The organism is Mesorhizobium sp. M0991 (assembly GCF_040318915.1).
Classification (GTDB): domain Bacteria; phylum Pseudomonadota; class Alphaproteobacteria; order Rhizobiales; family Rhizobiaceae; genus Mesorhizobium.
Window position 1 is genome coordinate 348,567 of the sequence record NZ_JAMYNE010000002.1, and the last position, 18,303, is coordinate 366,869.

Genomic DNA, 18,303 nt, shown 5'->3' on the forward strand with positions numbered 1-18,303 from the left:
GCAAAGGACGCTGTAGCATATTGATTGGGCACCTGATCCTTTCCGAAAATCGAAGCCGGTTTTCGGGGTCATGTGCGGAGGGCTATTATGGCGCGCGATACTACCGATTTCCGGCCGATAGAAGGCGTCGACGAACTTGTCGAACACCTGGCCGAAGGCAACAAGCCGCGCGACAAATGGCGGATCGGCACCGAGCACGAGAAATTCCCATTCTATGTCGACGGCAATGCGCCGGTGCCCTATGGCGGCGAGCGCGGCATCCGCGCCATCCTCGAAGGCATGCAGAACAAACTCGGCTGGGACCCGATCATGGATGCCGGCCGCATCATCGGCCTGGTCGAGCCGACCGGCCAGGGCGCGATCTCGCTGGAGCCAGGCGGCCAGTTCGAGCTGTCCGGCGCGCCGCTGGAGACGATCCACCAGACCTGCCGCGAAGGCAATGCGCATCTGGCGCAGGTGCGCGAGATCGCCGAACCGATGGGCATTCGTTTTCTCGGCCTTGGTGGCAGCCCGAAATGGTCGCTGGCCGAGACGCCGAAGATGCCGAAATCGCGCTACGAGATCATGACCCGCTACATGCCCAAGGTCGGCACCAAAGGCCTCGACATGATGTACCGGACCTGCACGATCCAGGTGAACCTCGACTTCGAGAGCGAGGCCGACATGCGCCGCAAGATGCAGGTGTCGCTGAAGCTGCAGCCACTGTCGACGGCGCTGTTTGCCAACTCGCCCTTCACCGAAAGCCGGCCGAACGGCTTGCAGAGCTGGCGCGGCGAGATCTGGCGCGACACCGACAATCAGCGCTCCGGCCTGCTCGACTTCTGCTTCTCGCCCGATTTCGGCTTTGCCGATTATGTCGAATGGGCGCTCGACGTGCCGATGTATTTCGTCATCCGCGACGGCCAGTACCACGACATGACGCACGTCACCTTCCGCCAGTTCATGGCAGGTGCTGCCCGCAACGAATTGCCGGACGGGCTGCCGACGATGGGCGACTGGGCGAACCATCTGTCGACGCTGTTTCCGGACGTGCGGCTGAAGCGCTTTCTCGAAATGCGCGGCGCCGATGGCGGGCCGTGGCGGCGTATCTGCGCGCTGCCGGCCTTCTGGGTCGGGCTGCTCTATGACGCGGCGGCGCTCGACGCGGCCGAGGCGCTGACTTCGAGCTGGAGCTATGACGAAGTGCTGGCAATGCGCAACGCAGTGCCGGAACAGGGCATTTCGGCGCCCTTCCGCAACACGACGTTGCGCGAGATCGCCCGCGACGTGCTCATCATCTCGCGCATGGGACTGAAGAACCGCGGCCGCAAGAACCGCGACGGCTACGACGAGACCTCGTTCCTCAACACGCTCGACGAGGTCGTCGCGCGCGGCACCACCAGCGCCGAAGAGATGCTCTCGGCCTACCACACACGCTGGGGCGGCTCGATCGAGCCGGTGTTCATGGAATACGCGTATTAACGCTTCGCTATCCGCTTGGCCGATGGTCCGGCAAATTTGCTTCAATCAGTGATGGAAACGAACTAGGCTTCTTCTCCAACGAGGATTTTCCCGGAGGAGAAAACAATGCCTTCCTTGTTCGATATTCTGGCGCAGGCCCAGAACGGCAACGGCATGCAGGCGCTGGCCCAGCAGTTCGGGCTTTCGCAGCAGCAGACGCAGGCGGCGGTCGCGGCGCTGCTGCCGGCCTTTTCGCAGGGGCTGAAGCGCAACACGGCGGACCCTTATGGACTCGGCTCCTTCATGACGGCGATGGCCAGCGGGCAGCATGCCAAATATTTCGAGGATGCAAGCCGGGCCTTCTCGCCGCAGGGCCTCGATGAAGGCAACGGCATTCTGGGGCATTTGTTCGGCTCGAAGGACCTGTCGCGCGCAGTCGCCAGCCAGGCCGCGCAGGCGAGCGGCGTCAGCCAGCAGGTCCTGCAGCAGATGCTGCCGGCAATCGCCTCGATGATGATGGGCGGATTGTTCAAGCAGACCACCAACCAGCTAGGCGGGCAGATGCATGCGGCAGGCGGTGGCGGCAATCCGCTCGGCGAGCTCATCGAGCAGATGATGCGGCAGGCGGGCGGCGGCAGCCAGGCGCCGCAACAGACGCAGAGCCCTTACGGCGACAACCCGCTCGGCAAGGTGTTGCAGGACATGTTCGGCGGTGCGCAACAGCCGCAGAACCAGCCTCGGCAGACACAGAACCCTTATGGTGACAATCCGCTCGGCAAGGTGCTGCAGGATATGTTCGGCGGCGGCGCACAGCAGCCGCAAAACCAGCCGCAGCAGACACAGAACCCCTATGGTGACAATCCGCTCGGCAAAGTGCTGCAGGACATGTTCGGCGGTGGCGCACAACAACCGCAGCCGCAGCCGCGTCAGGCGCCCCAGCAGCCCCAGGCGCCGCAGCCGCAGGCCAATCCGAGCGGCAGGCCGAGAAATCCGTTCGACGACCTGTTCGGCAAGATGTTCGAGACGGGCGCCCAGCAGCGCGACGACTACCAGAAAGGCATGGAGTCGATCTTCGACCAGTTCAAGCAGGGCATGGGCCGGCGGTAGGGCTTGTCGCTGACCCACGCGGCGTCGTCATCCTAGGGCGGAGCAAGGAGCGAAGCGACGCGGCGCAGACCCCAGGATCCATGCCGTGAATTGGGAGCGCCGTTGCGGTGCAAAATTCAGCTCCGCTGCATCCTCGGTTGAGGTCACGGCATGGATCCTTGGGTCTGCACTCCGCTTCGCGTCGCTACGCCCAAGGATGACGAAGCAGAGGAAAAATGCCCGGTCCTGGGAGGACCGGGCAGCGCGCAGGCTGGCCGGGGGGATCCGGCAGGGAGTGGGGAGCCTGCGTAACTTGGTGGCGTCGTGCCTCAAAAGGGTTCAATGCGCCCGAACGGCGAAACCACGCGATCAGGCCACCTTGCGGGCAAGATCCTCGATCGTTTCGGCGCGCTCGACCGCGATAACGCGAAGCCTCTCGGTCGGATCGCGGCCAAAGAGTACACCGACAGCGACGTGCAGGTCGGCGCGGGTCAGGCCGATGTCGGCGAGCTCGGCATCCGACATCTCGCCGAGGCGATAAAAGGCGCGGCGGTTTTTCCAGGCGCGGTAAACATTGGCAGCGGCATTGGCCACGCGCGTCGCAACGGCCGGACGCGAGGTGATGCGCGAGGTCTCGGTAGCGAAATCAAACGTAGCCATGTCGGTCTCCTTCACATTCGAACGGGCGAAACCGGTCGATCGGGCGCTGGCGACAGCGGCCGTTCCGGCTTCGATTCACATGCCTTCATGTGGACAATGCGAATTTGCCACGGCGCGATTGATTAATCCAACGAATGTTTCTAATCTTTAGCATCAGCATCAATGATGGATTAGGCCGATGAAAGCGCCGCTCGATCTCGATCAGTTGCAGACCTTCATCTCGATTGTCGACACCGGCAGCTTTACCCGCGCGGCGGAAGCGGTGCATCGGACCCAGTCTGCGGTGTCGATGCAGATGCGGCGGCTGGAGGAACGGATCGGCAAGCCGCTGTTCGAAAAAGACGGCCGCACCAACAGGCTGACCGAGGAAGGCGACAGACTGCTCTCCTACGCAAGGCGGCTGCTCTATCTCAACAAGGAAACACTGGCCGCCTTCGACGACCGCCGGCTCGAAGGCACCATCCGCATCGGCACGCCGGACGATTATGCCGATCGCTTCCTGCCAGAGATCATGGCGCGGTTTGCCCGTTCCAACCCGCATGTCGAACTGACCGTTATCTGCGAACCGACGCCGGGACTGGTCGAACACATCAAGCGCGGCAATCTCGACCTGGCGCTGGTGACGCACAACGACGCGCGCGGCCAGTCGGAAGTGGTGCGCCGCGAACCGCTGCTGTGGGTCACCTCGGCCAACCATGCGACGCATGAACAACCGATCCTGCCGATGGCCTTCGGCCGGCCGAACTGCATCTGGCGGCGGGCCGCCGCCGACGTGCTCGACCAGCAGAACCGCGACTACCGCATCCTGTTCACCAGCTTCTCGGCTACCGTCATCGCCGCGGCGGTGCTTTCCGGCCTGGCGATCTCGGTGCTGCCGGAATGCGCGCTGCGGCCCGGCATGCGGGTGCTGGGCGAGGCCGACGGTTTCGGCGCCCTGCCCGATTGCCGTATCGGCATCATGCGCGGCCAGACCTCGCGGCCGGAGATCGTCGATGCGCTCGCGCGCCACATTTCGGAGAGCCTCGACAATATTTCCGTGCCGCTCGGCGAGGAGACCGGCACGTTCGATTTCGCCGCCCTCGCCTTCGCCAAGATGAAGCGGACCAAGCCGAACCAGATCCTGCCGGGCTGGTGAGGGATCGCGCAATTGGGGCGTACATCGAACACGGCCGCCTTGACGGCGGGCAACAACCGTCCCCCAATCGGCCGATGAGCGACGCAGCATCCGAATCACGCACCAACGCCACCGAATATACGGTGAGCGAGATTTCCGGCGCGCTGAAGCGTACGGTCGAGGACGTCTTCGGCAATGTACGGGTGCGCGGCGAGATTTCCGGCTATCGCGGACCGCATTCCTCCGGCCATGCCTATTTCTGCCTGAAGGACGATCGCGCGCGGCTCGACGCCGTGGTGTGGAAGACCACGATGAGCCGGCTGAAATTCCGTCCAGAGGAAGGCATGGAGGTGATCGCCACCGGCAGGCTCACCACCTATCCCGGAAAATCCAATTACCAGATCGTTATCGACAATCTCGAGCCGGCCGGTGCCGGTGCGCTGATGGCGCTGCTGGAAGAGCGCAAGCGCCGGCTGCAGGCTGAAGGCCTGTTCGATGCGGCGCGCAAGCGCCGGCTGCCGTTCATGCCGTGCGTCATCGGCGTGGTCACCTCGCCGACAGGCGCCGTCATCCGCGACATCATCCACCGCATCAAGGACCGGTTTCCGCTGCACGTGCTCGTCTGGCCGGTGCGGGTGCAGGGCGAGACGGCGGGTGCGGAAGTGACTGCTGCCGTCAACGGCTTCAACGCACTGCCATGGGACGGCGCCATCGCGCGGCCCGATCTGTTGATCGTGGCGCGCGGCGGCGGGAGCCTGGAGGACCTGTGGGGCTTCAACGACGAAGCGCTCGCCCGGGCCGTCGCCGCATCGGGCATTCCGGTGATTTCCGCCGTCGGCCACGAGACCGACTGGACGCTGATCGATCTGGCGGCGGATGTGCGGGCGCCGACGCCGACAGGCGCCGCCGAGATCGCCGTGCCGGTCAAGGTCGACCTCGAAGCGACGCTTGCCGGCCTTGGCGCGCGGTTGAAGACCGCACTGTCGCGCAATTTCGAACGCAAGCGGCAGGCGGCACGCGCGGCAGCCCGGGCACTGCCCTCGCCCGACCAGTTGCTGGCGCTGCCGCGGCGGCGCTTCGACGAGGCGACGAGCCGGCTCGGCCGGGCGCTGTCGGTCAGCGTCGAGCGCAAGCGGGGCAGGCTTCTGGGGCAGCGGCTGACGCCGGCCACCTTGTCGCGGCGCATGAACGAGGCGCGCACACTGACCCGTCGCGACCTCGCCCGTGCGCAAGCGGCATTCTTCGCCATCGTGCGCGAGCGTCGGGCGCGGTTTTCGCGCACGGCCGCGAGACTCTCACCGGCGCCGATCGCCAGACGGCAGAAACTGCAAGGCGATGCCCTGCTGGCACTGACACGGCGGCAGGACCAGGCGATTTCAAGACGGCTGGACCGCCTGCGTGGAAAACTGACGCAGGCCGACCGGCTGCTGGCGACGCTCTCGCACAAGGCCGTGCTGGCGCGAGGCTTCGCGCTGGTCAAGGATGTGGACGGCGCCGTGGTCAAGCACGCGGCAGAAGTTGTGTCGGGGATGGCGCTTTCGCTGGAGTTCGCCGACGGCACCGCCGATGCAGTCGCCATCAGTGGCACGGCGCGGCCGAAGACGGTTGCCAAGCCCGCGGCCAAGCTCAAGGCGCCGGGCGGCCAAGGTTCGCTTTTCTGAGGAAAAAATGACCGACCCGCATCTTGCGACGCCCTCGGGCAAACTGCGCGCCCGCGCCTTCGCGATCCCATTCGATGGCACGCCAAGCCGCTTCAATGCCATCACCGATGTGCCCGGCGTGACGGTCGGCTATACCACGCTGATCTCAGGGGACGGGCCGCTCGTCGTCGGCAAGGGTCCGGTACGCACCGGCGTGACCGCGATCCTGCCACGGCCCAGAGACGAGTTGGCCGTCCCTGCGTTTGCCGGCGTGTTCAGCGCCAATGGCAATGGCGAACTGACCGGCTCGCATCTGATAGAGGAGCTCGGAGCGTTCAACCTTCCCATCACCATCACCAACACGCATTCCTGCGGCGTCAGCCGCGACGCAACGTTGCGCTGGATGCAGATGGTGCTGCCGCAATCGCTCGACAGCGCCTGGGCGCTGCCGGTGGCGGGCGAGACTTACGACGGCTTCCTCAACGATATCAACGGCCATCATGTGAGCTTCGAGCACGTGTTTTCCGCGCTCGAAACGGCTGAAACCGGGCCGATCGAAGAGGGTAGCGTCGGCGGCGGCACCGGCATGATCACCTTCGGCTTCAAGGCAGGGTCCGGCACATCCTCGCGCAGCGTCGACTGGAACGGAGCGCGCTTCACGATCGGCTGCTTCGTCCAGTCGAATTTCGGTGCACGGCGAAACCTCGTGATCCGTGGCATCAGGGCCGGAGCAGAACTCGCCGAACCGGCGATCCGGGACAACACGCCGCGAGCGGAAAAGAGCTCGATCATCGCGATCGTGGCCACCGATGCGCCGTTCATGCCGCATCAGATGAAACGGCTGGCGAAACGCGTGCCGCTCGGCGTCGCGCTGACCGGCGGCTATGGATACAATTCATCCGGCGATATTTTTCTGGCCTTCAGCACGGCCAATGCCGATGCCGCGCGCGGCGCGGCCGGCAAGCTGGTCAGCGCCGGCTATATACCGGATGCCGACATCAACCCGTTCTTCGACGCCGTCGTTCAGAGCGTGGAGGAAGCAATCCTCAATGCTCTGGTCGCCAATGAAGACATGACCGGGCGCGACGGCAATTTCGTGCCAGCATTGCCGAAAGGGTGGCTTAAGGAGAGATTTGGCAAAGCTGCGCGGCGATGAGACCGCGCAACTGCATCAGACAGGCAATGTTGGCCCGGCAGGTTTTGCCGGGGCGATCCGTCAGCCGGCAGGCTTGTTCGAGTTCCGCTCGTCCTGTTCGGCCTCGGCCGCCTCTTCGAGCCTCGAAGCAATGAGTTCCTGAATGTCGCCGACCTCTTCCTGAATATCCTCCAGGGGTATGCCGGCTTCGGCGGCCTTGGCCGCACATTCCCTGGCGAGGGTCTCGGCCTGCTTCTCGATCCTGGCTGGCGAGGGCTGGCAGTGGACTTTTTCGCCAATCCACCCGCGCAGGAACTCGATCGCGTGTTCACTCATACTGCTGTTTCCCTAGCGGCTATGCCGGTTGGTAATCATAAACGTCGGCATCTTCGAAAAGATGCGTGCTGCCATTCGAGCCGAGTCGGCTTCGCCCGGCAAGCCGAACTTGTCCGAGGTCCACAGAGCTGAAGGGAATGGAGGGTTCAAGGAGCACGTTCTAGTTCTTGAGGACTGATTCTCTCGACGAAACTCGTTCGACCCGCGCTATTGTTTCTATTTGCTTTTTTTCGATTTTCAAGCCGTTTTAGATCACAATAAATGTCACAATAGCTAGCACTTTTACCGCGCTCTCGCTGGCAAGACGTAAAAGGCGAGCCGTCAAAGCCGCCGCTATATAGTGACAACCATTTGCAATGTCGACTCTGCTCGCGATCCTGCTTCTTTCCGCCGCGCTTGCTGGGAAATATGTGGTGTGACGGTATCGCCGATGCAACGCTGAGCGCCTCGGGCGAGGCGTGCAGTATTTTTCCGCAGGCAATCTGATGGCATTCGAGGAAATGGGCGGCGATAACTGGATCGAAATGCCGTCAGCCACCATCGTTGGTTCTCAAAATCCCTGTCTCGACCCGGCTCTCTACCGCTGGCGATAGAAGATCATGCCGCCATGATAGAGAACGCCTTCGACGAACTCACCATCCGCGGTGAAGCCCGTATCGTCCCAGTATTCTACGTGGTTGCCCTGGACTTCATAGCGTCCCCGGTAGGCGCTCTCGCGGTCACCGCGCGCCTCGTCATAACGGCCGTTCGGCAGGAGTTCGTGCCTGATATGGCGATCCTCGGTGACCCACAGTCCGACGTAAGGATGATCTTGGTGCGTCATTGGTTCCTCTGCAAGGATTGGAGTTGAAGGAAGGGTCAGGCCGGTTGGAGCTACAGAAACGGCAATACCCGTAAGCACTGCGGCCAAAGTGGATCGCATCAATGCGCCGCCTTCGTCGGACGCACGACGATCTCGTTGACGTCGACATCGTCGGGCTGTTCGATTGCGTAGCGCACGGCCCTGGCGATCGCATCGGGTTGCAGGGCAATAGCACGCCACGCTTTCATGGCAGCGGCAGCGGCTTCGTCGGAGATCGTGTTCGCCAGCTCGCTTTCCACCACGCCAGGATGAATGCAGGTTACGCGGATATCGTCACTCTCCTGGCGGAGCCCATCGCAAATCGCGCGGACAGCGTATTTCGTTGCGCAATAAACGGCAGCCGTGGGCGAGACGGCCAGTGCGCCGATGGAACCGATATTGATGATATGCCCGGAGCCACGTGCCGTCATCTCAGGCAGGACCGCCGCGATGCCGTACAGAACACCCTTGATGTTGACGTCCACCATCAGCTCCCACTCGTCGACCTTCATAGCTGCCATGGCCGACAGCGGCATGACGCCCGCATTGTTGACGATGACATCGACCTGGCCCCATTCGGCCCGGGCGGCATCGGCGAATGCTGCGACATCCTCCCTCCTAGTGACGTCGAGCGCTCGCACGCGAACCGTTCCACCAGCTGCCTCGATTTCGGCCGCAAGCGCTTCAAGGCGGTCGGTGCGGCGTGCGCCGAGGATCAGCTTCGCACCTGCCGCGCCAAGTTCGCGGGCGATGCCAGCACCGATGCCGCTGGAGGCACCGGTGATCAGAACAACTTTGTTCATCGTCATCGAGATGATCCTTTTGGTTCTGTGATTATTTTCACGATGTGAAGGGATGGCGTGCGGGTGAGCTCCCGCGGTGCGTCAGCCTTATTTGGGGTCACTGGGCGGTGTAGCCACCATCGACCAGAAGCAAGGCCCCGGTGATGAAGCTGGATGCCGGCGAGGCAAGAAAGGCGATGGCCTCGGCAACTTCTTGCGGCTGGCCGATCCGGCCGATTGGATGCGCGTTGCCAAAGCTGCGCAGCATCTCCCGGCCATTCTCCACCACACCTTCCATGATGTCGGTTTCGATCACGCCAGGGGCAACGGCGTTGCAGCGAATGCCCATGCGCCCATATTCGATCGCGATCACCTTGGTCAGCTGTGCGACGGCCGCCTTGGAGGAGGCATAGGCCGCCTGCGTCTCGAAGGCCGCGACGGCCGAGATCGACGAGACATTGACGATCGCGCCGCCACCGCTGGCGGCCATCAATTCCACCGCGGCACGGGCGGTGACAAAGCTGCCGCGCGCATTGATCTGCAGAATGCGGTCATAGTCGTCGACCGAGGTCTCGGTCAGACGTTTGTTGAGCGTGCGACCGGCATTGTTCACGACGATGTCCAGTCGTCCGAAGCGCTTCGCGGCGAGTTCGACCGAGCGTCTGGCCAGATCCTCGTCGGCGACATCGCCGACCAAGGTCGCCACATCCTCGGCTTCCAATTCGCGTACGCTGTCGCTGAGATCGCTTGCCACGATCCGGGCGCCCCGCGCCCGCAGCAGTTCCGCCGCGCAGCGGCCGATGCCGCGTGCCGCGCCCGTCACGAGGGCGACTTTTCCATCCAGGTCCCAGGAGGAAGGGGGTGATGTCATGGAATATCTCCTTTGTCGGCCGGCTTCGGCTTGGATCGGGAGGATCAAGCCTTCTTGCCGTTGCGACAGAGATAGAGCCATGGCATTGTCGCGATAACCCGCCCGCTGTTAACCTCCATGGTAAGTATGGCTAACCAATGGACATCGATCTCAATGCAATTGCCGTCTTCGTCGCCGTGGCCGAGGAACGCAATTTTCGCGCTGCGGCAGACCGTCTGGGCGTGACTCGCTCGGCGGTAAGCCAGAGCATCCTCAGGCTTGAACAGCGCCTTGGCATCGCATTGCTGCAGCGCACGACACGCAGCGTTAACCTGACCGAAGCGGGCGAGAGCCTGCTGGCGAGCGTCGCACCGGCGATAGCCGATGTGAACGCGGCAGTCGAAGCCACCACGGAATTTCTGGACAGCCCGCGCGGCCGCCTGCGGATCGCGGTTTCGTCGATCGCAGAGGCCTTTCTGTCGGGACCGTTGCTGGCGTCCTTTGCAGAAAGGTTTCCCGAGGTGCATCTGGATATTGTCGTCACCGACGAGGAATTCGACATCGTTGCCGAAGGCTATGATGCGGGAGTGAGGCTCGGCGAAGTGATCGAGCAGGATATGATTGCAGTGCCGGTATCGGGCGATCAGCGACAGATGGCCGTCTGCGCCCCGCGCTATCTCGAAAAGTTCGGAGCACCCGCCCATCCGCGCGAGCTTGTGGCTCATCGCTGTATCGGCTGGCGGCCGGCGCCGGGAGTTTCGCCCTATCGGTGGGAGTTTGGCGAGGACGGGCGCGAGTTCGACGTGGCGGTTGCGCCCGAGATCACCACCAACGACATGTGGCTGATGATCCGGCTGGCCGTTGCTGGCGCCGGGATCACGTTCGGCATGGCGGACACATTCCGCCCCTGGATCGACCGCGGCGAGCTCGTGCAAATCCTCGACGGCTATTTTCCGCCGTTTGCGGGCTTCTATCTTTATTTTCCCAGCCGACGGAATATCGCGCCGAAGCTGAGAGCCCTCGTGGATCACCTGCGCGGTGCGCGTCAGGCGGGATCGCAGGTGACCGCGCCAGGGTCGTAGAGATCGCTTGGCGCTATTGGTCAGAAACCTGGCTGAAAGCTGAATGGTACCGTTGGCTGGGATCGAACCAGCGACCTCCGGATCCACAATCCGGCGCTCTAACCATCTGAGCTACAACGGCACGCTTGCCCGAGCGAGATCCAGACGGAACGTTCCCGCTCTGTCGTTCGGCGATGCGTCCATACGGGCTATCGGAGTTTAATTCAAGGCTTTTGGCAAAGCAAAAGATCGCTCCGGCATCGCGTCATTTTTCGCCGGACAAAGAAAAGGCCGGCGGGAGGAGGTGCCGGCCTTTTCCTGTTACGAGCCAGCGGGAGGAGGTGCTGGCTGGTTATCCCGGTGAGCAGAGGGAGGAGGTTCCACCCGCCGGGTATTCACTTAGACCACTATATCGCACATCTATTTGTCTGACGAAATGCGACCTTTTGATGCATCATCAAACTGTGTGCAAATATTAGGCGATCTTAATTTCTTTCACGGCCTTCTCGAAGGCGGTCTTGATCGGCTTGGATACGTCCTCGGCCGCCTTGGCAGCAACCGCCTGGAAGTCCTTGGCCTGCTCGACGGTCATTTCGACGCGCTTGCGCAGGAAAGCGGTCTGCAACTCGACGACTTCCGACAGCGACTTGGCGCCGATCAGGGCCTCGAAATGCGAGAAGCCGGCTTCGGCATTGGCGCGCAGGGCGGCGATGGTCTTGAGCGACAGCTCGCTGGAAACGGTTTTGGCGGTCTCGTAGGTCGACTCCAGAGCTTTCTGGGTCTCCTCGGCGCCGGTCTTCAGCTTGGCATAGGCCTCTTTCGACTGCTCGACGCCCTTTTCGGCGAAGGCGCGAATCTGGTCGGTGGCCTTGGAAGCGTCGAAGCTCGGGAATTCAACGTTTTCGATCGTGTCAGTCTTGGTCCTGGACATTTTCCATCCTTTTCAGCGCAGCGGCTTTGACAGAAAGCCGTCTCGTTCATCTATCATGGCAATATAAAGGCAAATTTTGTGCATTGCAACATGTTTGTTGCATCGCACCATAATTATTTGTTCGTGGCGTTAACCACGCGCCTAGAGATTCCGTTGGTTGCACGCTATGACTTGTGGACCTTCGCGCCGTCGGCTTTTATTAACAAAGCGTTAACCGCAAATTGCCCGCTCTGTGAGGGTCGCCAAGCGCATGCCGGCTGAAAACTACTCCTTCCTCGATGTCGCCGTGCTCGACGCCGTCCGCCTGCGCTTCGCCGCAGGCGACGCGATCGCCATTCTGTCGGCAGATCTCGAGCAGGTGATCTGGGCCAACGGTCCCGGCGCAGCGGTATTCGGCTATCCCGACATCGGCGCGATCATCGGCGCCTCGGCAGGATTGCCGCTGATCGCCAGGCGCCAGATCATGGCGACCAGCGGTTTTCCGCAGATCGGCCGCGACCGTGCCATCACCGTCCGGCTGGCGACCGGCCTGACCAGCCGCGCGGTTGGCTTCCTGGCCAGCGCGGTGACCATGCCCGATGGCGAGGAAGCAATCATGCTGGCGCTGCCGGCGGCGCAGACCGGCTCGCGCAGTGCGGCCGAGATCGCCGATCGCGCCATCAGTGGCTTTACCGAAGATGGCCACTACATCGCCTTTGTCGACGCCAAGGGCAATATCGACGCCGCATCGGACGGCTTTTCGGCGCTCGGCATCCGGCCTGAGACGCTGGCCGCACTTGTCGCCGACGTGGCGAACGAGAGCGACCGCATCGTCAAGCGCCTGGTTCCGGGTGGATCCAGCTCCTATCCGGCGGGCCTTGCCCGGCTGACGGACGAGCGGCACCTGCTGGTGGTGATCGACGAGGACCGGCTTGAGGGCGAGGCTCCTGTCGCCGAGCGCGTTGGCGCGGAAAGCAGCAGCGAGGCAGCAGCGGCGCCGAGCGATGGCGATCTTCCCCAGCCAACGGATCAGGACAACGAGCAGCCAATCGCCAGCACCGGCGCGGCGGAGATCAACCTTGCAGCGATGGAAGGCACCTCCGCATCGGCGGAGCACGAACCTGCCGACGCGGCTGACGATCAGCACACGGCTGGCGAAGCGCCAACGCAGCATGACCATTGGTACTTCAATGCCGGCGACGACGCGCAGGTCCCGCCCGGGGCAGCTGCGTCCGGCAAAGTCGAGACCAGCCCGGACGCTTCGCAGGCCGGCGCGGATGCTTCGCCGGAAAGCGCCGCAAAAGCCACCAAAGCCGCCTCCCCGGCCGAACGCCGCGCTTCGGTGATCGATCGCACCGCCGCGCCCATGCGTTTCGTCTGGCGTACCGACGCGGAGGGCCGGTTCAGCGCCCTGTCGCCGGAATTTGCCGAGCTCGTCGGCAAGCCTGCCGCTGACGTGATCGGACGCCGGTTCGAGGATGTTTCGGCCGCCTATGGCCTCGATGCTTCTGGCGAGATTGCCGGCCTGCTCGAACGGCGCGACACTTGGTCCGGCCGCTCCGTGCTGTGGCCGGTCGCCGGCACCGATCTGAAGATACCCGTCGATCTGGCGGCGCTCCCGGTTTACAGCCGCAGCCGCGTTTTCGAAGGTTTTCGCGGTTTCGGCGTGGCAAGGAGCGGCGATGCGGTGGTCGATCCCAATGCCGTCGGCAAGGCCCTTGTCGCCGAGGAGAAGCCTGCCGAGACCATCGAGCCGAAAGCCGTTGAACCTCTCCCCGAGACACCGAAACCCGCCGATCCGTTCAGGGGCGAAGTGCCGGCATTGACCATCGTGCCAAAGCCCGAGCGGCGCTTTGCCGACAAGGTGATCCGGCTGGCCGAGCACCGGCAGCCGGCCAACGACAAGGGCCTGTCGACGCTGGAACGCAGCGCGTTTCGCGAGATTGGCGAGCGTCTCAAGAAGGACAACACCCCGGCCGAAGAACAGCCCAGCGCCGGAAGGCCGAAGCCGGTTGCGACCAAAGTGGAGGCAGCCGGCAAGGCCGACGAGCCAAAGCTGAAAGAAGCCGGCCCGACGGACAAGGGTGAGATGCCGGCACAAGGTCTGGAAAGCGGGGCGGCTGCCGCCGAACCGCCCGAGGCCGATGCCGAGGACCAGAAGGATCTTGCCCGGCTCGACGGCGAGCAGCCCGATGATGCGGTAGCAGAGGCGCAAGCCGGCGAACCCGTCACACTTCCTGTTTCCGGATCGCTGCTCGACTATGCCGACCGCGAACCCAGCGATGAAGCGCAGGAAGGCGTTGAGCCCAACACGAACCGTCGAACGATCGTCGCCGAAGCGCCGCAGGATGGCGACGACGACAGCATGACGGCCGAAGATTTCCGTGACGCCGAGGACAGCGAGGATTGGTCCGAGGACAGCGCAGCCGCAGCCGACGTTGCCGGCCAGGTGCCGCCCATCGAGCGGCCGCAGGCACCGCCGCTCAAACTCGACGGCTTCGTGCCGTCGGCGTTTGCCGGAGAGGACAACAAGGGGCCCGATACCTCGATCCTCGGCAAGCTGCCAGTGCCAGTGCTTATCCATTCCGGCGACCAACTGCATTACGCGAACGACGAATTCCTCGGCTTGACCGGCTATGCAACGCTCAATGCCCTGGACGAGGCCGGCGGGCTCGGCGCCCTGTTTGCCGACCCTTATGCGGACGACGGCAGTTCCGACGGCGGCGACCGCGCTCTGCGGCTGAAGACGCGCGACGGTCAGGAGTTTCCGATCGACGCGATTTTACGCTCCGTCCCCTGGGGAAACGGCAAGGCGCTGATGCTGGTCGTACGCCGTTCCGGCGACGACGAAGTAGCAGCCATTCCACATGGCGCCGCCGACGACCAAACGCAGCCGGATGTTTCCGAGCTCAAGGCACGCATTGCCGAAATGCGCACCATCATCGACACCGCCACCGACGGCGTCGTGCTGATCGGCCGTAACGGAACGATCCGTTCAATTAGCCGTCCGGCGGAAGCGCTGTTCGGCTTCGACAGCGACGAGGTGACCGGCAAACCGTTCGTCTCGCTGTTTGCGATCGAAAGCCAGCGCGCGGCGCGTGACTATCTCGAGGGGTTGTCGGAGCCCGGCGTTGCAAGCGTGATGAACGATGGCCGCGAGGTGATCGGACGCGAGGCGCAGGGGCGCTTCATTCCGCTGTTCATGACCATCGGCAGGCTGCCCAACGACAGCGGCTTCTGCGCGGTGGTGCGCGACATCACCCAGTGGAAGCGGGCCGAAGAGGACCTGACCCAGGCGCGCGCGGTCGCCGAACGCGCCTCGTCGCAGAAGACCGATTTTCTGGCCCGCATCAGCCACGAGATCCGCACACCGCTCAACGCCATCATCGGCTTTTCCGAGCTGATGGTCGACGAGAAATTCGGGCCGGTGGCCAATGACCGCTATCGCGACTATCTGCGCGACATCAACCGTTCGGGCAACCACGTGCTCGATCTGGTCAACGACCTGCTCGACATTTCGAAAATCGAGGCCGGCCAGCAGGAGATGGCCTATGAGGCGGTGTCGCTCAACGACACACTGGCCGAAACCGTGGCGATGATGCAGCCGCAAGCCAACCGGGAACGCGTCATCATCCGCTCCAGCTTCGCCTCGCGGCTGCCGGAAGTGGTGGCCGATCTGCGCAGCGTGCGGCAGATCGCGCTCAACATCCTGTCGAACGCCGTCCGCTACACGCAGGCCGGCGGCCAAGTGATCGTGTCGACGGCCTACGAGATCTCCGGCGATGTCGTCATGCGCGTGCGCGATACCGGCATCGGCATGAGCCAGTCCGAGATCGAGCAGGCGCTGAAGCCGTTCAAGCAGATCAATGCACTGAAGCGCGGCCGCGGCGACGGCACCGGTCTCGGGCTGCCGCTGACCAAGGCGATGGTCGAAGCGAACCGTGCCCGGTTCACCATCAACTCGACGCCCGGCGAGGGAACCTTGGTCGAAGTCGCCTTTCCCTCGACCCGCGTGCTCGCCGGTTAGCTATGGTTGCGCAAAGAAAAAAGGCGTCCAACAGGACGCCTTGAGAAATTGGAATTGCTGTCACAACGGGGCTTGAGCGAATCAGATCCTCTCGGGGCTAAGAGGAACGGGATTTCTCCCTCAAGTTACACACGACTATCGATGCCGGGCCTTAACAAATCCTTACCGCCACGCCGGAAAATTTACCAATGTGTACCACTCATGAAATCTAGGTAAATTCCGAAGAGACAATTCGTTAACGATACCGGAGACCTCAAGACGGGCTCCACCTTGGACCCCGGGGTCAGTCGGCAAGCTGCGGCAGGTTGCGGAACAGCTCGAGCGCTTCAGGATTGGCGAGCGCTTCCTTGTTCTTGATGGCGCGGCCATGCACCATGTCGCGTACCGCGAGCTCGGTGATCTTGCCCGATTTGGTTCGCGGAATATCGCTGACGGCGACGATCTTGGCCGGCACGTGGCGCGGGCTCGCCCCGGTGCGGATTTTCGCGCGGATGCGTTTTTCCAGGTCGGCATCGAGCTCGACGCCGGCCGCCAGCCGCACGAACAGCACGACACGAACGTCATTGTCGAAATCCTGGCCGATGCATAGTGCTTCGAGGATTTCCGGCATTTGCTCGACCTGATTGTAGATCTCCGCTGTGCCGATCCTGACACCGCCCGGATTGAGTGTGGCGTCGGAACGGCCATGGATGATCAGGCCACCATGGACAGTCCATTCGGCGAAATCACCGTGGCACCAGACATTGTCGAAACGTTCGAAATAGGCGGCTTTGTATTTCCTGCCGTCAGGGTCGTTCCAGAAGCCGATCGGCATCGCCGGAAACGCCTTGGTGCAGACGAGCTCGCCCTTCTCCTGGCGGAGCGGCCGGCCGTCATCGTCCCAGACATCGACGGCAAGGCCGAGGCCGGGCCCCTGTATCTCGCCGGTCCATACCGGTTCGATCGGCACGCCGAGCACGAAGCAGGAGACGATATCGGTGCCGCCGGAGATCGAGGCGAGATGCACGTCTTTCTTGATGCCCTCATAGACGAAACGGAAATCTTCCGGCGATAGCGGCGAGCCGGTCGAGGAGATGGTGCGCACGCTGGAAAGATCATGCGTGCGGATCGGCTTCAGGCCGGCCTTGCGCACGGAATCGATGAATTTGGCCGAGGTGCCGAAATACGTCATCTTTTCGGCATCGGCGAAGTCGAACAGCGCATTGCCGTCCGGGTAGAAGGGCGAGCCGTCGTAGAGCAGCAAGGTGGCGCCCGATACCAGGCCCGACACCAGCCAGTTCCACATCATCCAGCCGCAGGTGGTGAAGTAGAAGAAGCGGTCGCCGTCGAGCAGGCCGGCATGCAGCCGTTCTTCCTTGACATGCTGGATCAGCGTTCCGCCGGCCGAATGGACAATGCATTTGGGAATGCCGGTCGTGCCCGACGAAAACAGGATGTACAGCGGATGCGAACACGGCAGCCTCTCGTAGCTGACAGGCCTGGCGCCAAAGGGTGACAGCGCCTCTTCCAGCGAAGCCGCCTTGCCGATGGTCGCCGCGACGTCGAGCGAGGTGCCGAGATAGTCGACAATGAGGACTTTGCGGACGGTGGCGAGCTTGCCCGCCACGGCCGCGATCTTGTCGGCGACTTCGATCGCCTTGCCATTGTACCAGTAGCCGTCCGGCGCGATGAATATGACAGGCTCGATCTGGCCGAACCGGTCGAGAACACCCTGCTCACCGAAATCTGGGGAGCAGGACGACCAGACGGCGCCGATCGAGGCGGCAGCCAGCATCGCAGCAACCGTTTCCGGCATGTTGGGCATCATCGCGGCGATGCGGTCGCCCTTCTTCACCTTGAGCGACAGGAAAAGCTGCTGCAGGCGCGAGGTCAGCGCATGCAGCTCGTTCCAGGACAGCCGCCGCTCGACCTTGTCCTCGCCGCGAAAGACGATTGCGTCGCCAAGCCCGGTTTTCTTCAGGAGATTCTCGGCGAAGTTCAGCTTTGCCTCAGGAAAGAAGGTCGCGCCGGGCATCTTGTCGCCATCGACCAGCACGCGTTCGCCCTTGTCGCCGACGATGCCACAAAAGTCCCAGACCAGGCTCCAGAAGGTCTCGCGATCATCAATCGACCAACGATGCAGGTCGGTATAGGAGGAGAAAGCCTTGCCGGCCATGCTCGCCGCGGCGTTCATGAAGGCGGTCATCGGCGCCGCTTCGATCTGCTCTTGCGTCGGGATCCAGAGCGGTGCGTCGTCAGCCATCATTGTTCCTCCGCAGGCTGCATCGCTTATGCATATCGCGATGCAGCAGGGCAAGATTTTGTTGGACCGCGCCGGTCAGGGTGTGCGCAAATGCCATCGCCGGGCCATAAAGACTTGAAATGCGTCAGCCGTCGGTTACACCCGTCGGGCGATTTTGTCGGAATGGAAGCATACGGGGC

Annotated in this window: 14 protein-coding genes and 1 tRNA gene; 7 read left to right on the forward strand and 8 right to left on the reverse strand. The window is 63.1% G+C overall.

Annotation, left to right across the window (positions count from 1 at the left end; all coding sequences use genetic code 11):
* The first annotated feature begins 87 nt into the window (after positions 1-87).
* Together NKH70_RS05495 and NKH70_RS05500 are read left to right on the forward strand one after the other, a co-directional pair.
* Entirely contained in the window at positions 88-1,461 is a 1,374-nt protein-coding gene (locus tag NKH70_RS05495; RefSeq protein WP_352715458.1) for a glutamate--cysteine ligase, read from the forward strand.
* 105 nt (positions 1,462-1,566) lie between these two features.
* Positions 1,567-2,547, forward strand: coding sequence for a DUF937 domain-containing protein (locus NKH70_RS05500; RefSeq protein WP_353015870.1), 981 nt, complete (start codon positions 1,567-1,569; stop codon positions 2,545-2,547).
* A 348-nt stretch (positions 2,548-2,895) separates the two neighbouring features.
* Here the strand turns inward: NKH70_RS05500 and NKH70_RS05505 are convergent, their stop codons facing one another.
* A complete protein-coding gene (locus NKH70_RS05505; protein WP_353015868.1) occupies positions 2,896-3,186 on the reverse strand; it encodes a DUF1127 domain-containing protein in 291 nt (96 codons plus the stop codon).
* Between the two features lie 178 nt (positions 3,187-3,364).
* On the opposite strand from NKH70_RS05505, the gene NKH70_RS05510 reads away from it, so the two are divergent.
* The 3 genes from NKH70_RS05510 (at position 3,365) to NKH70_RS05520 (ending at position 7,096) form a co-directional block, all read left to right on the forward strand.
* Positions 3,365-4,321 (forward strand): LysR substrate-binding domain-containing protein, encoded by a 957-nt coding sequence (locus NKH70_RS05510; RefSeq protein WP_023716458.1) that lies wholly within the window; start codon positions 3,365-3,367, stop codon positions 4,319-4,321.
* 74 nt (positions 4,322-4,395) lie between these two features.
* Positions 4,396-5,961 (forward strand): exodeoxyribonuclease VII large subunit, encoded by a 1,566-nt coding sequence (xseA, locus tag NKH70_RS05515; protein WP_352715465.1) that lies wholly within the window; start codon positions 4,396-4,398, stop codon positions 5,959-5,961.
* A gap of 7 nt (positions 5,962-5,968) precedes the next feature.
* Entirely contained in the window at positions 5,969-7,096 is a 1,128-nt protein-coding gene (locus tag NKH70_RS05520; protein ID WP_352715468.1) for a DmpA family aminopeptidase, read from the forward strand.
* A 60-nt stretch (positions 7,097-7,156) separates the two neighbouring features.
* Here the strand turns inward: NKH70_RS05520 and NKH70_RS05525 are convergent, their stop codons facing one another.
* The 4 genes from NKH70_RS05525 to NKH70_RS05540 form a co-directional block, all read right to left on the reverse strand.
* On the reverse strand, positions 7,157-7,411 hold the full coding sequence (locus NKH70_RS05525) for a hypothetical protein (RefSeq protein WP_352715470.1): 255 nt from the start codon (positions 7,409-7,411) through the stop codon (positions 7,157-7,159).
* 577 nt (positions 7,412-7,988) lie between these two features.
* Positions 7,989-8,333 (reverse strand): Atu4866 domain-containing protein, encoded by a 345-nt coding sequence (locus NKH70_RS05530; RefSeq protein WP_352715472.1) that lies wholly within the window; start codon positions 8,331-8,333, stop codon positions 7,989-7,991.
* Positions 8,333-9,061 carry an SDR family oxidoreductase gene (locus NKH70_RS05535; protein WP_353015866.1) on the reverse strand — a complete coding sequence of 243 codons (729 nt, stop codon included), beginning with the start codon at positions 9,059-9,061 and terminating at the stop codon, positions 8,333-8,335. The genes NKH70_RS05530 and NKH70_RS05535 overlap by 1 nt, the downstream gene beginning before the upstream one ends.
* 91 nt (positions 9,062-9,152) lie before the next feature.
* The gene (locus tag NKH70_RS05540) at positions 9,153-9,905 is read right to left on the reverse strand and encodes an SDR family NAD(P)-dependent oxidoreductase (protein WP_352715475.1); all 753 of its coding nucleotides are present in this window, start codon (positions 9,903-9,905) and stop codon (positions 9,153-9,155) included.
* A 137-nt stretch (positions 9,906-10,042) separates the two neighbouring features.
* Here NKH70_RS05540 and NKH70_RS05545 point away from each other — a divergent pair, with 137 nt between their 5' ends.
* The gene (locus tag NKH70_RS05545; protein WP_352715478.1) at positions 10,043-10,966 is read left to right on the forward strand and encodes a LysR family transcriptional regulator; all 924 of its coding nucleotides are present in this window, start codon (positions 10,043-10,045) and stop codon (positions 10,964-10,966) included.
* Between the two features lie 44 nt (positions 10,967-11,010).
* On the opposite strand, the gene NKH70_RS05550 is transcribed toward NKH70_RS05545, so the two are convergent.
* Together NKH70_RS05550 and NKH70_RS05555 are read right to left on the reverse strand one after the other, a co-directional pair.
* A tRNA-His gene (locus tag NKH70_RS05550) sits at positions 11,011-11,087 on the reverse strand.
* A 333-nt stretch (positions 11,088-11,420) separates the two neighbouring features.
* Complete coding sequence (locus NKH70_RS05555) at positions 11,421-11,876, reverse strand: phasin (protein WP_352715481.1); 456 nt, start codon at positions 11,874-11,876, stop codon at positions 11,421-11,423.
* A gap of 250 nt (positions 11,877-12,126) precedes the next feature.
* Between NKH70_RS05555 and NKH70_RS05560 the strand changes: the two genes are divergently transcribed.
* Entirely contained in the window at positions 12,127-15,882 is a 3,756-nt protein-coding gene (locus tag NKH70_RS05560) for a PAS domain S-box protein (protein WP_353015864.1), read from the forward strand.
* A 283-nt stretch (positions 15,883-16,165) separates the two neighbouring features.
* Here the strand turns inward: NKH70_RS05560 and NKH70_RS05565 are convergent, their stop codons facing one another.
* Entirely contained in the window at positions 16,166-18,124 is a 1,959-nt protein-coding gene (locus NKH70_RS05565; RefSeq protein WP_353024925.1) for an acetoacetate--CoA ligase, read from the reverse strand.
* Positions 18,125-18,303: the final 179 nt, after the last annotated feature.

Bases quoted from the DNA above. Each gene is read 5' to 3' on its own strand.
- NKH70_RS05495 (WP_352715458.1), top strand. From the start codon at position 88: ATGGCGCGCGATACTACCGATTTCCGGCCGATAGAAGGCGTCGACGAA.
- NKH70_RS05500 (WP_353015870.1), top strand. From the start codon at position 1,567: ATGCCTTCCTTGTTCGATATTCTGGCGCAGGCCCAGAACGGCAACGGC.
- NKH70_RS05505 (WP_353015868.1), bottom strand. From the start codon at position 3,186: ATGGCTACGTTTGATTTCGCTACCGAGACCTCGCGCATCACCTCGCGT.
- NKH70_RS05510 (WP_023716458.1), top strand. From the start codon at position 3,365: ATGAAAGCGCCGCTCGATCTCGATCAGTTGCAGACCTTCATCTCGATT.
- xseA (WP_352715465.1), top strand. From the start codon at position 4,396: ATGAGCGACGCAGCATCCGAATCACGCACCAACGCCACCGAATATACG.
- NKH70_RS05520 (WP_352715468.1), top strand. From the start codon at position 5,969: ATGACCGACCCGCATCTTGCGACGCCCTCGGGCAAACTGCGCGCCCGC.
- NKH70_RS05525 (WP_352715470.1), bottom strand. From the start codon at position 7,411: ATGAGTGAACACGCGATCGAGTTCCTGCGCGGGTGGATTGGCGAAAAA.
- NKH70_RS05530 (WP_352715472.1), bottom strand. From the start codon at position 8,333: ATGCGATCCACTTTGGCCGCAGTGCTTACGGGTATTGCCGTTTCTGTA.
- NKH70_RS05535 (WP_353015866.1), bottom strand. From the start codon at position 9,061: ATGACGATGAACAAAGTTGTTCTGATCACCGGTGCCTCCAGCGGCATC.
- NKH70_RS05540 (WP_352715475.1), bottom strand. From the start codon at position 9,905: ATGACATCACCCCCTTCCTCCTGGGACCTGGATGGAAAAGTCGCCCTC.
- NKH70_RS05545 (WP_352715478.1), top strand. From the start codon at position 10,043: ATGGACATCGATCTCAATGCAATTGCCGTCTTCGTCGCCGTGGCCGAG.
- NKH70_RS05555 (WP_352715481.1), bottom strand. From the start codon at position 11,876: ATGTCCAGGACCAAGACTGACACGATCGAAAACGTTGAATTCCCGAGC.
- NKH70_RS05560 (WP_353015864.1), top strand. From the start codon at position 12,127: ATGCCGGCTGAAAACTACTCCTTCCTCGATGTCGCCGTGCTCGACGCC.
- NKH70_RS05565 (WP_353024925.1), bottom strand. From the start codon at position 18,124: ATGGCTGACGACGCACCGCTCTGGATCCCGACGCAAGAGCAGATCGAA.